The sequence below is a fragment of the Brevibacillus schisleri genome (assembly GCF_055685845.1).
Window position 1 is genome coordinate 3,924,176 of record NZ_JBVNDM010000001.1, and the last position, 14,199, is coordinate 3,938,374.

14 protein-coding genes are annotated in these 14,199 nt (G+C 46.6%); 4 read left to right on the forward strand and 10 right to left on the reverse strand.

The window, feature by feature from the left end; genetic code table 11:
• The first annotated feature begins 8 nt into the window (after nt 1-8).
• The 3 genes from ACUUHJ_RS18340 to cbpB all read left to right on the forward strand — a co-directional run bounded on the left by ACUUHJ_RS18340 (nt 9) and on the right by cbpB (nt 2,786).
• A complete protein-coding gene (locus tag ACUUHJ_RS18340; RefSeq protein ID WP_472299586.1) occupies nt 9-851 on the forward strand; it encodes a lipoate--protein ligase family protein in 843 nt (280 codons plus the stop codon).
• 58 nt (nt 852-909) lie between these two features.
• Complete coding sequence (locus ACUUHJ_RS18345) at nt 910-2,049, forward strand: acyltransferase (RefSeq protein WP_289673401.1); 1,140 nt, start codon at nt 910-912, stop codon at nt 2,047-2,049.
• A gap of 266 nt (nt 2,050-2,315) precedes the next feature.
• Nucleotides 2,316-2,786, forward strand: a complete 471-nt coding sequence (gene cbpB / locus ACUUHJ_RS18350; RefSeq protein WP_015891668.1) for a cyclic-di-AMP-binding protein CbpB — start codon at nt 2,316-2,318, stop codon at nt 2,784-2,786.
• Nucleotides 2,787-2,854: 68 nt separating this feature from the next.
• On the opposite strand, the gene ACUUHJ_RS18355 is transcribed toward cbpB, so the two are convergent.
• The 3 genes from ACUUHJ_RS18355 to ACUUHJ_RS18365 form a co-directional block, all read right to left on the reverse strand.
• Complete coding sequence (locus tag ACUUHJ_RS18355; protein WP_472299587.1) at nt 2,855-3,955, reverse strand: YheC/YheD family endospore coat-associated protein; 1,101 nt, start codon at nt 3,953-3,955, stop codon at nt 2,855-2,857.
• A gap of 164 nt (nt 3,956-4,119) precedes the next feature.
• Nucleotides 4,120-4,680, reverse strand: coding sequence for a tRNA 5-(aminomethyl)-2-thiouridylate-methyltransferase MnmM (mnmM, locus tag ACUUHJ_RS18360; RefSeq protein WP_289673403.1), 561 nt, complete (start codon nt 4,678-4,680; stop codon nt 4,120-4,122).
• A 33-nt stretch (nt 4,681-4,713) separates the two neighbouring features.
• Nucleotides 4,714-5,463 (reverse strand): MBL fold metallo-hydrolase, encoded by a 750-nt coding sequence (locus ACUUHJ_RS18365; RefSeq protein ID WP_472299588.1) that lies wholly within the window; start codon nt 5,461-5,463, stop codon nt 4,714-4,716.
• Nucleotides 5,464-5,516: 53 nt separating this feature from the next.
• Between ACUUHJ_RS18365 and ACUUHJ_RS18370 the strand changes: the two genes are divergently transcribed.
• Entirely contained in the window at nt 5,517-6,551 is a 1,035-nt protein-coding gene (locus tag ACUUHJ_RS18370; protein WP_015891672.1) for a YkvI family membrane protein, read from the forward strand.
• A gap of 46 nt (nt 6,552-6,597) precedes the next feature.
• Here ACUUHJ_RS18370 and ACUUHJ_RS18375 read toward each other — a convergent pair whose 3' ends face one another.
• From ACUUHJ_RS18375 to ACUUHJ_RS18405, 7 genes are all read right to left on the reverse strand, one after another.
• Complete coding sequence (locus ACUUHJ_RS18375; protein ID WP_172140586.1) at nt 6,598-7,464, reverse strand: 2-oxoacid:ferredoxin oxidoreductase subunit beta; 867 nt, start codon at nt 7,462-7,464, stop codon at nt 6,598-6,600.
• Nucleotides 7,436-9,214 (reverse strand): 2-oxoacid:acceptor oxidoreductase subunit alpha, encoded by a 1,779-nt coding sequence (locus ACUUHJ_RS18380; protein WP_173607958.1) that lies wholly within the window; start codon nt 9,212-9,214, stop codon nt 7,436-7,438. Before ACUUHJ_RS18380 ends, ACUUHJ_RS18375 begins: the two co-directional genes overlap by 29 nt.
• 192 nt (nt 9,215-9,406) lie before the next feature.
• Entirely contained in the window at nt 9,407-10,345 is a 939-nt protein-coding gene (locus ACUUHJ_RS18385; RefSeq protein ID WP_472299589.1) for a dipeptidase, read from the reverse strand.
• A gap of 108 nt (nt 10,346-10,453) precedes the next feature.
• Entirely contained in the window at nt 10,454-10,714 is a 261-nt protein-coding gene (spoVS, locus tag ACUUHJ_RS18390) for a stage V sporulation protein SpoVS (RefSeq protein ID WP_003385776.1), read from the reverse strand.
• A 118-nt stretch (nt 10,715-10,832) separates the two neighbouring features.
• The gene (locus tag ACUUHJ_RS18395; protein WP_172140580.1) at nt 10,833-11,627 is read right to left on the reverse strand and encodes a TIGR00282 family metallophosphoesterase; all 795 of its coding nucleotides are present in this window, start codon (nt 11,625-11,627) and stop codon (nt 10,833-10,835) included.
• A gap of 109 nt (nt 11,628-11,736) precedes the next feature.
• Nucleotides 11,737-13,278 (reverse strand): ribonuclease Y, encoded by a 1,542-nt coding sequence (rny, locus tag ACUUHJ_RS18400; RefSeq protein WP_007719154.1) that lies wholly within the window; start codon nt 13,276-13,278, stop codon nt 11,737-11,739.
• A 272-nt stretch (nt 13,279-13,550) separates the two neighbouring features.
• Nucleotides 13,551-14,192, reverse strand: coding sequence for a RecX family transcriptional regulator (locus tag ACUUHJ_RS18405; RefSeq protein ID WP_289673406.1), 642 nt, complete (start codon nt 14,190-14,192; stop codon nt 13,551-13,553).
• Nucleotides 14,193-14,199 lie beyond the last annotated feature (7 nt).

The following is a 14,199-nucleotide window of genomic DNA, read 5'->3' on the forward strand; positions in this document are numbered from 1 at the left end:
GCCTTCCTATGTCTTTTTCTGTTAATCAACCGTTTCGCTGGATGGACTCCGGTACCTACCAGGATAGTCCACTTGAGCCTTTAATTCGTGATGAAGCGTTGGCAGCCAGTATGCAATCTGAATCAGCAACACCATTCATTCATCTCTGGGTGTACGATCAGGCGCTGTATCTCGGCCGCAGAGACGCCAAGCTTCCACATCTCCAGCAAGCCTTGCATAAGTTCGGTCAAGATGGCTTTGGTTGTGTTCTTCGCTCGTCTGGAGGAGCTTGTGTTCCGCTTGATGCTGGCGTACTCAATATGGCTTGTTTATTGCCTGACACTTCGATTTCCATTGACTCCTTCTTCTCGTTTGTTGCCCAGCTTCTTGATGTGGGCCTGCGCGATTACGGAAGGCTGGAATTTGGAGAAGTGACGGGTTCCTACTGTGCAGGGGAATACGATTTTTCCATTCACGGTAAAAAAATCGGAGGTATGGCACAAAGACGCACGCGACACGGCTCTATTTTGCAATTATGCATTAACGTCGACGATCGTCCACGAGGCGAATGGATGGAGCACTTTTACCGTCTCGCCGGCTTGGATGAAATGCAAAGCCATAAGCCAATTCCTTCCATCGACGCTTCTACCGTTGGCAGCATTGCGAGTTTGACTGGAAAATTGGCCACTATGGATGATGTAAAAGCACGTCTATTGGAGACAATCCGTTCTGAGTGGGCTGTATCACCTACCCCCTTTTATGTGCAAAATGAGTTAGTGACAGAGTCGAGGCATCATTTGTCGCAGCGATTACACTTATTTTCTTATACTGCAAAAGAACTGGCCGCACCTGACTGGCACTTACCCGAATAACGGGCATTGTTCTTGTTTTTGATTCTCCAGGTGCTGCCGGTAAAATTCTGGAGGAATTATGAATAGCAATCGAAAGGGGACGTTTCAGGATCTGAATGCCCTTTTTGTTTTTGGGGCTCTTACTGTCTTGTTGATTCACATCCTCAGTTTTTTCCTGGCCAATGAGAAGACGTACCCGTGGAATAGTGATTTGCAAGCCGTTCTAATTATCTTATTAAAATTCGGTCGCTCTTTGTTTATATTTGCAACTGGAATGCTGCTGTTTTACTGGTATCAAAATCGACAATTGGTTTGGCGTGCTTTCTGGAAAAAACGCTGGCGCGCTGTTATATTGCCTTACGTAATTTGGACGGCTATCTTCACCTATTTTAAGTATCAAACCTTTGACCCAGCCGTGCTGGTAGGACCGTTTTTCGATAGTCTGTTTACCGGTAGCTCTTTCTACCACCTGTACTACATTCCGCTTTACTTACAATTGTGCTTATTGTTTTGCCTGATTAAACCGTGGATGGAACGGTACTTGAATTTCGGTTGGATCATCGTCCTATTTATTGGACAAGCTGGTCTGTACCTTCTCTACCACTATTTGTTCATTACACCGTTATGGGCCATTGACTGGGCTGCAAACCCATTCCTGTCCATCGTGAAGCACACGTATGTTTACGGACAGCATTATGTTTTCATGTACGTGTTTACTTTTGCACTTGGCGCTTATGCCGGGATGAATGTGGATAAATGGCGGACATGGGTGAACCGTCTTCAAATACCTTCTATCGTTGTGATGGCAAGTGCAGGCGTTTGGATGGCTTACAGCTATCTTTCTGGCTCCAAAAGCTATTACGAGAGTATGAACATTTTCGAGCCGCTTTACTTGTTATACACACTCTGTGTAATCGTCAGCTTTTACCCTGCATCCAGTTATTTCGGCAAGCTGCCTAAACTCGGTCCGTGGCTTTCCCGGTTGGCCAAACAAAATATGGCCATCTATTTGGTTCATCCGTTGATCTTGTTCTTGATGCAGAGCTACGTCATTCATCGACTAGGCTGGTCGACGCCGTCAATGGTTCTCGGCATGTTCGTGATTACACCGCCACTTTGCATTTTCCTTTACGAGTTGACGACGATGTCCTTTTGGTTCAATCGGAAAAAACGGGTGGAAGCCAACCCCATTTTCAAAAATCAAACGTATAAAGCGTAAGGGAGGAACTGGTTTCCTCTAAACTCCTAATGTAAAAAACAATTTGAGCTCGCATACTAGAGCTAGGGACGATTGTTCCACACCTCGATTACTTGCCTGGCGTAACTGCCGGGCTTTTTTCGTCTTTAGCCCCGACAAAACCCTTGGCGACGCCAAGTTTTCTAAATGTAGCCCTACCGTTTGTACCTCTCTTACGGTATCATAGAAGGGGACCACATGCAGTTCTTACTGCTATAGACGACAGAAAGAAAAGGTGGTGGATCTGAATGAATCAAGAGATCCCTTTGTTACATATTCCGATCAAAGATCTCATAATCGCGTCCACAAAGGTCGCACATGTGCAGCTAGGTAATTCGCTTGAGCACGCCCTGCTAGTCCTAATCAAGTCCGGCTATTCAGCCGTTCCTGTACTGGATCATCAGTATCGTTTGCATGGGTTAATCAGCACGAATATGATCATGAATAAGACTCTTGGTTTGGAGCGCTTCGAGACTGAGCGTATGTCCGAACATATTGTAGATGATGTGATGGATGCGAAGGTCCCTCGATTGCGTGACACCGATGAATTTTTGAAAGCATTAGAAGTGTCCATTAATCACCCTTTCGTCTGTATTGAAGACGAGGAGCACTATTTCCAAGGAATCTTGACTCGAAAATCGATTTTGGCTTTGGTATATCGTCACTTTCGCAATCTGCCCTTTCCATTGGCTGACCAACAACAGCCGGCAGAATCGTAGGTCAAGGCATACGAAAAGACGGGGCAATAAATGCCGCCGTCTTTTTCACATTCTTCTGCCTACCTTCTTTAGACCAATTGGCTCGGCGCTAGGAGTAGATGTTTCCGTTTCTTTTTTTCCGTGAGCAATGCCTGCGCATATTCCAGTGGATGACGGTACGTTTGTTTAAACATCTCTTTCTCTCCTGCTTTGAAAAATGAATAGCGTTGGTCACGCACATTGACTTCAATTAAATACGGATTACCTCGCTCGTCAATCCCCATATCCATCCCTAAGTCTGCTAATGATGAAAAATGCCGACCGTACTGCTCCGCAATTTCCACAGCCGCTATGCCAACTCTTTCAATGACAGCTCGTTGTTGTTTCACCTCAGGAAAGATGGGTACCAAAGCTTCCGAAAACGGTACTGCTGTCCCTCCTCGAGAGAGATTACTCAGCTTGTTTTTCGTATTGGCGACCTTGGCAACCATCCCGCTCACAGTCCACTGTTTCTCTTTGTTTTTCTGCACCGAAACACGGATATCAAACGTTTTGCCTCCATAGCGGGCCAAAGGAATTCCTCGCTGGATCAAAAATCTTTTGTTACCAACCCACCGTCTCACCGTGGAGAATAACTGCGAATGAGATAAGATCTGCCGTTTTTTCGATGCAATGAAGTGATAATTGCCTCCATGCCGTTCAATACGTGCTACCCCAATTCCGACTGATCCAATCGAAGGCTTGACGTACACCACCTGGTACTTATTTAAAAACTGACGCAACTGCTCCATGGAAAAAGGCACTGTATGCGGCAGATAGCTGCGAATTTGTTCGTTTTTCCAGAGCATCTGGTGTACTTTCCGCTTATCCCGTACAACCAAGCCATTGAACACCGTTTTCTTTTGGCTCAATCTTCGAATCACATTGCGCGCTTTTGCATCCCCTGTCAAAACACGATTGTGGATGACTCGCGGGACTGAAACCATTTGTGAGACGAGTCGGTTTCCGTTCCAAAAATATCCTTTGACTCTTTCATCTCCTGGCTTCACATGCCGCGGATGAAAAAAAACTGGCTCCAATCCAAGCTCTTTACCGATTTCGACATAATAAGGCAGACGCTCATATGTCTTGATGCCTTGAATTCCTTTCACCATAAGGGCCCAATCCAACATTATTCCGATTCTGTCCACGCAGATCCCCCTTGCCACATTGCTCTACATAGGGTATGTGCCAGAAAGGCCAAGAGCGTGCCTATTTTTGTACACCTCTTTCGCAACCTGACAAAATCATTGCTTTCTCATAAGAATGATGTCGGATGCTGCGCTTGCCCGGGAAAGGATCGCGTTTCGTTTTTTTATTGTCCCCTGCGCTCGATGGCCAGTAAAAATGGGGCTTGGTTTTGCTGATTGATATATTGGTATTTTAAAACCAAATAATCCAATTGACTTAGCTCGTGGCAAAATGCTTCCACTGCCTCTTTTTCCGTCTCTCCCGCCGAATGCCCCCAATAAATCATGACTGTCATGATTCCACCTGGTCTGAGCACCCTCAATCCTGATTGAATCGCCTGAATGGTACTGCTCGCTTGAGTTGTAATTTCCTTGTCTCCACCCGGCAAATAGCCCAAATTAAACATGATGGCCGCGGCACGAATCTCCAGCTTGTCAATTTCCTCATGACTGGCGAGCTTCATTTCTACCCTGTTCGCCAGACCTTCTCTCTCGAGTCTCTCACGCGTTTTCTCGATTGCCTGTGGCTGAATATCGAAGGCGATTACCTTCCCCTCTTCTTGAACCAATTGGGCAAGAAATAAGGTGTCATTTCCATTCCCCATGGTAGCGTCTACAACCGTTTCCCCTACTTGTACCCGTTCCCGGATTAATTTGCGTGCGACTTCTAATACATTTGGAAACACAGTCAGCTCTCCTCTCTATGTACACAAACAACTTTATAAATCGATTTGCAGACCAATGCGCGCCGCGTAAACTGGACCTGCGACAAAGGCATTGGCCTCCGCAATTACTTGGGACTCCTCATAGCCGTAAAACAAATGTGTGACTAATAAAGAACGGCAGGATAGGGATTGCGCCAATTCCGCCGCTTGGCGAACAGAAAGGTGACCATTTGGCTTCGCTGGTACATTGTAATCCAGATAGGTCCCCTCGCAAATAAACAAATCCGCTTGACTTGCAAAGCCCTCCCAGGCTGTACCTGGTCCACTGTCCGCTCCGTATACAAGGACACGTCCTTTGGCTTCCAAACGCATGGCGTAGCAAGGATCTCCGTCACCGTGGTCTGTCCGTAAAAAAGTGATTGCAACGTCCCCAATGGTAACAGACGTTTCTTCGGTGATTGGGGTAAATGTGGTCGCCTTTCGATACACCAATGTCTCGGCATTGGCCACAGGCAGCGCAGGAGCGTAGATGGGAAGCGGACTGTCAGCAGGTCTTTGGCCAAATAACTGATGAACCATCAAACCGTACTGCATCACTCCTACATCCGCAACATGATCATGATGATAGTGAGATAAGAGCATGGCATCCAGCTCAAAAATAGGTAAATGCTTTCCTAACTGCGCAAGAACACCGCTGCCGCAGTCTAGAAGAATTTTGACATGGTCTGTCTCAATCAGGTAACCCGGAGTAGCACCCCCTGGGCCAGGATAAGGAGATTGATAGCCTAACACAGTAACGCGCATATTCGGTTCACTCCCTCTCATAGGATGGAATAAGGTGGGACAGGAGGTCTGAGATGCAAGGAACATGGAGAGCCGCATGGCAGATCGCTTTTACGTATATTGGGACAGTCGTAGGAGCTGGTTTTGCCTCAGGCAAAGAAATTGTAGAGTTCTTTGTTCAATATGGAACACAAGGCTTAGTTGGCATCATTCTGGCGACGATGCTGTTTATTTGGGCAGGTATCCGCGTCATGCTGATTGCCTATCGGATTCAGGCCGATTCCTATCAAGAAGTCAGCACCTATTTATTTGGGCATCCGTTTGGCACTGTATTTAATACCTTGCTTCTAACCGTATTGCTAGGCACTACCTCCGTCATGCTCGCTGCTACCGGTGCAATTTTTTGGGAGTCGTTTCGATTATCTCCCCAAATCGGTATTTGGTTTAGCATGATCTTGATTTTTTTCGTGACGAAAAAAGGGCTATTTGCCATCCATCACGTGAACAGTATTTTTGTTCCGATGCTCATTGGTTTTACTGTACTTGTCTTTTTTTATACGAAGCCATGGTTAGATACGAGTGTCGTCGTTGAATCGTTACGGCCTTGGGCGTGGCTTAGTTCTCCCTTTTATTATGTTGCCTTAAATGTCACACTAACACAAGCGGTTTTGATTCCGATGGGCAGACAGAGTCCCAGCGAGAAACCTCTTCTCCTAGGGGGAATCATAGGAGGGTTGGGAATAGGCCTTCTGCTCTTGCTCGCTTACGCTTCCCTATCTGTAAAAATGCCGGGAATCCATCACGCGGAAATGCCCATGATCGCTGTGCTGCAAGGCTTAGGACCAACGATTCCCTTTTTGTTCTCCCTATTGGTATATGCCGAAATTTTCTCCACCCTTGTTGCAAACGTATTTGGTCTAGCCCAACAGATTAGACAAGTTATCCCCCTTCGAGGTCCGACAATTTTACTCGGGATTTTGCTCATTTGCTATTTGATCAGTTTTATCGGGTTTAGCTCACTTCTCCGTTACCTGTATCCACTCTTTGGTCAACTGGTCGTCTTTTTCCTTGTGATGCTCGTGTACAGGCAGTGGCGCGATCGCGTGTAACAAAAAAACCTCTCCCGTTAAGGAGAGGTTTTTCACTCTATCAAACTTAAGCAAATTCTTTAACCAGTTTTTCGAAGTCTTCTTCAGACAAACGAATGTCTTGGTTAACCAAACCTTCTTCTTTGAAGCCATTTACGAGAGCTTCATAAGGTTTTTGCTCAGTATTTTGGTAGATCAGACCTGTAATCAGGCCTTTGTGTTGCATAGAGGTAGACATTGCTTTGATACGGTCATGTGGATCGTATCCTTCGATCGTGTCTACTGGTACGATGTTCTCTTTGAACCAGTCGTACGTATTTACCTTGTTGTAGGTTACACAAGGGCTGAATACGTTGATCAAGGAGAAGCCTTCGTGTTGGATACCTTTTTCGATCAGTTCAGTCAAGCCCTTCAGATCGCTGGAGAAGGATTGAGCAACAAAAGTCGCACCTACAGACAGCGCCAGTTCAACTGGGGAAATGGAGGACTCGATGGAACCTGCCGGTGTAGACTTGGTCACGAAACCAGTCGCGGAACGCGGAGAGGTTTGACCTTTTGTCAGACCGTAGATTTGGTTATCCATTACGATGTACGTAACGTTCATGTTACGACGGATAGCATGTACAGTATGACCCATACCGATCGCGAAACCATCTCCGTCACCACCAGCTGCGATAACTGTCAGCTCGCGGTTCGCCATTTTCACACCTTGTGCGATTGGCAGGGAACGTCCGTGAATACCGTGGAAACCATAGCAGTTGATGTAGCCGGAAATACGACCAGAGCAACCGATACCGGAAACAACCGCCAGATTTTCAGGTTCCAGGCCTACGTTTGCTGCGGCGCGTTGAATAGCCGCTTGGATGGAGAAGTCTCCACAGCCTGGGCACCAGTTTGGCTTAACGTTATTTCGAAACTCTTTCATAGTCGCCATGTTTTACCAGCTCCTTCACTTCAGCATAGATTTCCTTCGGCAGGAATGGGTTACCGTCATATTTAAGCACGGATTCGATTTTTTCAGCGTTTCCAACGTGTTGTTTGAGCAAGCTTGTTACTTGTGCTTGAGCGTTATGCTCAACAACAACAACTTTCTTCGCTTTATCTACGAGTGCTTTGATTTCTTCAGTTGGGAACGGATGCAACAAACGGATTTGTGCATGGTTTACTTTGATTCCCTCTTGTTCCAGACGGCCTTTTGCTTCTTGAATCGTACCAATTGTAGAGTTGATACCCACAACCAGAACATCCGCATCAGCGTGAGGAGCATCTGCTGTTACAGCGCCTTTGAAGTTTTTCAGGACGCCTTCCATTTTGCGCATACGTTTATCCATTTGTTGAATACGGTTTGCAGCATTCTCAGATGGACGACCCGTTTGATCATGCTCAACACCAGTTACGTGGTGCAGACCGTATTTTTGACCAGGAATAACACGAGGAGAAACGCCGTCTTCTGTTACTTCATAACGTTTAAACAGGTCGTTTTGCTCTTTTTCTGGCAATTCTTGTCCAGCAAGCAGTTTTCCGCGACGGATTTCTACTTTGCTGTAGTCAAATGGAACAACGGTTTGTTTACCCAAGGACAGCGTCAAGTCTGTCATCAGGATAACTGGCAGTTGGTATTCTTCCGCAATGTTAAACGCTTCAACTGCATCATAGAAGCACTCTTCTACTGTGCTTGGCGCGATAACTACTTTTGGAATATCACCATGTGTACCGTAGATCATAGCATTCACATCGGATTGCTCGATTTTGGTAGGCATACCGGTAGATGGGCCACCACGCTGTGTGTTCACGATTACAACTGGTTGTTCCGTGATACCCGCCAGACCAATTGCTTCCATCATCAGGGACAGACCAGGACCTGCAGAAGCAGTCAAGGAACGAGCACCCGCGAAGTTAGCACCGATTGCCATTGTAATAGCAGCAATCTCGTCTTCTGTTTGGATAACCGTACCGCCCAATTTAGGCAGCTTTTTAATCAAGTATTCCATTACTTCGGAAGCAGGTGTGATCGGGTAAGCTGGCATGAAACGGCAGCCTGCAGCTACAGCACCCAGAGCGATCGCATCGTTACCGATGAGGAACAGTTGTTTTTGTGGATCAGCCTTTTCCATTTGGAACTCAGGCAGTTGACCACCAGTCAATTCATTTACAAAATCAAAACCGCGGCGAATGGCATCCATGTTCTTTTCAACCACTTTTTCGCCCTTGCGGAGGAACATATCTTCAACGATGGGACGGAAGCTTTCCACTGCAATGCCGAGGATGGCACTGGACGCACCAATCGACACCATGTTTTTCATCAGGGAAGTTCCCAGCTCATCAGCGATTTCAGTCAGTGGTACAGTGAAGAAGCGAACTGGCTTCAAGCCGTCCGGCAACTTTGGATTAAATTTCGCATCCGCGATAATGATACCGCCTTCACGAAGCTCATGCGCATTGAAATCGATCGTTTCTTGGTCAAACGCTACGAGAATGTCCAGATCGTCAGAGATCGCACGCATAGGCGTTGTACTCACGCGAATTTTATTGTTCGTGTGTCCACCCTTAATACGGGAGGAGAAGTGACGGTAGCTATACAGATGGTACCCCATCCGGTTCATCGCCATCGAGAAAATCTCACCAGTACTCTCGATGCCCTCCCCTTGCTGTCCTCCAACTTTCCAGGAAAGTTGACTAATCATTCAGATTCCACCCTTTCAGTGACTGTGAGAAAAGCTGCCTATCACACCTTGAAAAGACCGTAAGATGTGATGTTTCTGTGCATAGACAGTAACAATTGTAGTCCTGTCCATGTCAAATTGCAAGTGCTTTTACTCAACTTACTTTTGACCTGAATTTTAATGTTGAACTTGGTACATTAATATCCTCATACTTTATTGTAGCACGTTTCCGAAAACACGCAACCAATTTCCTTGCACAAATTTCAATACTTCCGCCTCTTTATAACGTTTTAACAAAGCTTCTAGTAACTGGGAGTAATCAGCCGCGGATGCCATGTCTCCAAACGTCTCGGTAATCCCATCGAAATCGGAACCAAAACCTACGTGGTCTACACCACCCAATGCGCAGATGTGATCCAAGTGGCGCAGCAAGTCATCGATCCAAACTGTGCGCTTCTCCGATACGGTAAAGAAGTCTACAAACGTCAAGCCGATCGCTCCATCTTTGGCGATTAACGCTCGAATTTGCTCGTCCGTCAAATTGCGAGAGTGATGGCATAGGCTTCTCACGTTCGAGTGCGAAGCGATCACTGGTGTTTTCGAGTATTCTAGTACATCCCAGAATCCTGGATCGGCCAGATGCGAAACATCAATGATCATCCCCAGCCGATTCATTTCTTCTATGACTTCTCGTCCAAATGAAGTAAGTCCACCTGGATTCGGCTCCCCGTTTCCACTTGCTAGGGCATTGCCATGATTCCAGGTCAGTGTCATTCCTCGTACACCAAGCCGGAACCACGTACGTAGCTGAACGAGGCTCTCTTCTAATGCATGCGCGCCTTCTACAAACAGAATAGCCCCTTTCTGTCCCTTTAATACGCATTCAGCCAAATCTGCCTTTGTGAAAATAGGACGGAATTGTTCACTCGCCACCTTTTGATAAAAAATATCGATCATTTCTAGTACCGTATGAAAACGTCGTCCGAACGGGACCTGAGAAGGAACGAAGCAGGCAAGTACTTGTATGTCTACATTCCCTTTTTCAAGGGCGGTAAAACCAGCTTGCAGGAGCTTGTCTTCTTTATAAAAGTCCAGCTCGGGATTCTGCCACAGCTTGCATAGTACATCGCTATGCGCATCAAAGATTTTCATATGGAAACGCTCCTTCTCTTCGATAACGTCGAAGTTCATACTTCTGGACAAACGAAAAAACCTGTTCATTCTTCGAACAAACAGGCAGGTGAAGCATTTGCAGTTGTATCATCTGGGTTCTACGATTAATTTGATTGCAGTTCGCTCTTCTCCATCAATCACGATGTCGGTAAAGGCTGGAATACAAATGAGGTCAACTCCACTCGGCGCTACGAACCCTCGTGCGATTGCTACTGCTTTCACAGCTTGATTAAGCGCCCCAGCGCCAATGGCTTGGATCTCAGCCGCACCTCGTTCACGAAGAACTCCGGCAAGGGCACCAGCAACGGAATTGGGGTTAGACTTTGCTGAAACTTTTAATACTTCCATCCTTTTTGAACCTCCCGTCTGATAGGAATCCTGTCATCATTAGAATGATATTCGCATAACCCCTAAAAATTCCTGCTAACTTGCATGAAAGATTCGAAAAATTCTAATCTTATTCCCATTATTCCATAAACGGATGGTCAGAGTCAATTCTGATTCGTTCCATTTTTTTCGCATGCCCATTCGTTTTATCTAGGGTAATCAACACCGCATTCAACTGCGCAGGATCTGGTGCTACCTCAAATCGAACAGGGAGCTGCGTCAAAAACTTCTTAATGACAGCTTCGCGTTCCATCCCCAAAATGCCGTTACTTGGACCACACATACCTACATCACACAAAAAACCGGTTCCTTGAGGCAAAATACGTTCATCAGCGGTTTGCACATGGGTATGTGTCCCCACGACCGCCGTTACCTTTCCATCGAGGTACCATGACATTGCTTGCTTCTCCGATGTGGCTTCGGCATGAAAGTCTACAAAAATGAGCTTCGTGCGCTTCCGAGCTTGCTCTACTAGCTTGTCAGCCATTTGGAACGGGCAGTCCAGCGGTGGCAAGAACGTACGCCCCATCAAATTAATGACGGCTAGTTCCCCTTCAGGTTGTTTGATATATGTAATCCCTTTTCCAGGTGCCCCTTCTGGGAAGTTCGCGGGTCTAATCATCCGCGGCTCATCATCAATAAAATCGAAAATCTCTCTTTGATCCCACGTATGATTCCCGAGCGTAATTGCGTGAACCCCCCACTCAAAAAGCTCCTTGGTAATTTTCTCTGTGATCCCGCGACCATGCGCAGCGTTCTCCCCATTCGCTACGATAAAGGTAGGGTTGTATTTTCGTTTCAGTAACGGCAGATACGTTTTCACGATCTCTCTGCCAGGCGAGCCCATAATATCTCCAATGAATAACAACTTCATTACCAAATCACCTCATTGCTAGTATACACAATTCCTCTGCTCATTAGAAAACTTGACTTCGTCACGCATTTGGTGTGCGACAAAAAAAGTAAAGTGGCACGCAGCCACTTTACTTTGCATACTCAACTGCCCGTGTTTCACGGATAACCGTTACTTTAATATGACCTGGGTAGTCAAGTTCATTTTCAATTCGTTTCGTGATATCCCGTGCCAGACGGGTAGCTTCCGCATCGTCAATCTTATCAGGTTGAACCATCACGCGAATTTCGCGTCCTGCTTGAATCGCATAAGACTTTTCTACGCCATCGAACGACTCAGAGATTTCTTCCAGTTTCTCCAAACGTCTGATATATGTTTCCAATGTCTCACGGCGTGCACCTGGGCGTGCGGCAGACAGAGCGTCAGCGGCTCCCACGAGCATAGCAATGACGGAAGTTGGTTCGGTATCACCGTGATGAGACGCAATACTGTTCACTACAACGTGATGCTCATTGTACTTCTTAGCCAGTTCTACACCGATTTCAACGTGTGAACCTTCTACTTCATGGTCAATCGCTTTTCCGATATCATGCAGCAAACCTGCACGTTTGGCCAGCTTCACATCTTCTTTCAATTCCGCCGCCATTAAACCGGCCAGATGTGCCACTTCCATAGAGTGCTTCAGTACGTTTTGACCGTAGCTTGTACGATAACGCAAGCGTCCGAGAATCTTGATCAGATCTGGGTGCAAGCCGTGAACGCCTGTTTCGAACGTTGCTTGCTCACCGTATTCACGGATTCGCTCGTCTACTTCGCGACGCGCTTTTTCCACCATTTCCTCGATGCGAGCTGGGTGAATGCGACCGTCTGCGACCAGTTTATCCAACGCTGTCTTGGCGATCTCCCGACGAATCGGGTCGAAGCCAGACAGGATGACTGCTTCTGGAGTATCGTCAATAATCAGATCAATACCAGTCAACGTTTCCAGGGCACGAATGTTACGTCCTTCGCGTCCGATAATACGTCCCTTCATCTCATCATTTGGCAGTGTAACCACAGAAACGGTTGTTTCTGCTACGTGGTCCGCTGCACAACGTTGAATGGAGGTTGTAATGATCTCACGAGCACGCTTGTCCGCTTCTTCTTTGGCCTGAGTCTCAATCTCCTTGATCATCACAGCCATTTCGTGACGGACGGTATTCTCCACATCAGTGAGAATAATCGTCTTCGCCTCATCCTGCGTCAAGCCGGAGATTCGTTCTAGCTCTGATACTTGTTCTTTATATAAGTGCTCTACCTTGCTTTGCAGTTCTGCGATGGCACGGTCACGCTCAGACAATTCTTCTTCTTTGCGCTCCAACTGTTCCATCTTACGGTCCAACGATTCTTCTTTTTGTAGAATTCGTCGTTCCTGACGCTGGATCTCATTGCGTCTCTCACGCAATTCGGTTTCCGCTTCGGATCGAAGCTTGAACACTTCATCCTTTGCCTCCAGCACCTTCTCCTTCTTAACGGCTTCGGCGTCCCGTTTGGCTTCCTCCACGATCTGTCGTGCAGCTTCTTCTGCACTGGAGATCTTCGCTTCCGCAATCGATTTACGAGTGAAGTAGCCAGCACCCAAGCCGATCAGCAGGGCAACGAGCACAATGACAACAGTAATTATAGGATCCATAGGCTTTTCGTTTCACCTCCTTATTGTAAGACATCTCCCCGCTTTCCAAGCATTTGTTTTTCATGGAGTGCTCTCACATTTGAACATTCGGCTATAAAACAAGACCGATTTTACTCGGTCCGCTGAATCCGTACTACTTTCGCACGGTTTTTCAGTTGTTTCATAGGCATCGAGTGAGCAAATCACAAAAAGTTATGATACACCAAGTAAATACAAACCTATTTTATTATTTGTGAACAAGAATTGTCAAGATCATGCAAATAGAGTTGACCCTAACTATCGCTTCTACGACGCAATTCTTCACGCATTTGTTGAATGATCGCATGGGAGAATCCCTTGCGCATCAGCATGGACAGCAGCTTGCGTTCTTCATCGGGGCTCGGTGCACCTTCTATGCGTCGCACCTTCTTCTCTATCAATGCGCGAGCAGCATCTAGTTCAGCCTGCCTAGACACGCCACGTACTGCGTCCTCTACAATCCCTCTGTCTACTCCACGCTGGGTAAGCTCCATACGCAGCATATACGGGCTTCTCGGCTTCAAACGCAATCGCTCGTCTACCCATTGCTTCGCAAATGCTTCATCATCGATGTAGCCATGATCCTTGCAGCGCTGACATATCTCTTCGGCAATCTGCGTAGAAAATCCCTTCTCTACCAAATATGAATGCAGCTGACTGCTTGTCCGTGGGCGTATGCCGAGGTATCGCAAAGCTCCTAAATACGCTTTATGCTTTTCTTCTGCTATTAGCACTTCTCGGCAAAAAGCTTCGTCTAATTCTGTTCCCTTAAATAGGTTGTACTTTACCAGTATGTCTTCATGTACGGTAATGGCATACTCGCCTTCTACATCGATATGGTAGCGTTGCTTTTGTTTGATATCTCGATGAACGGCAGTGATCAGGCCGCTCTTCATGATGAGT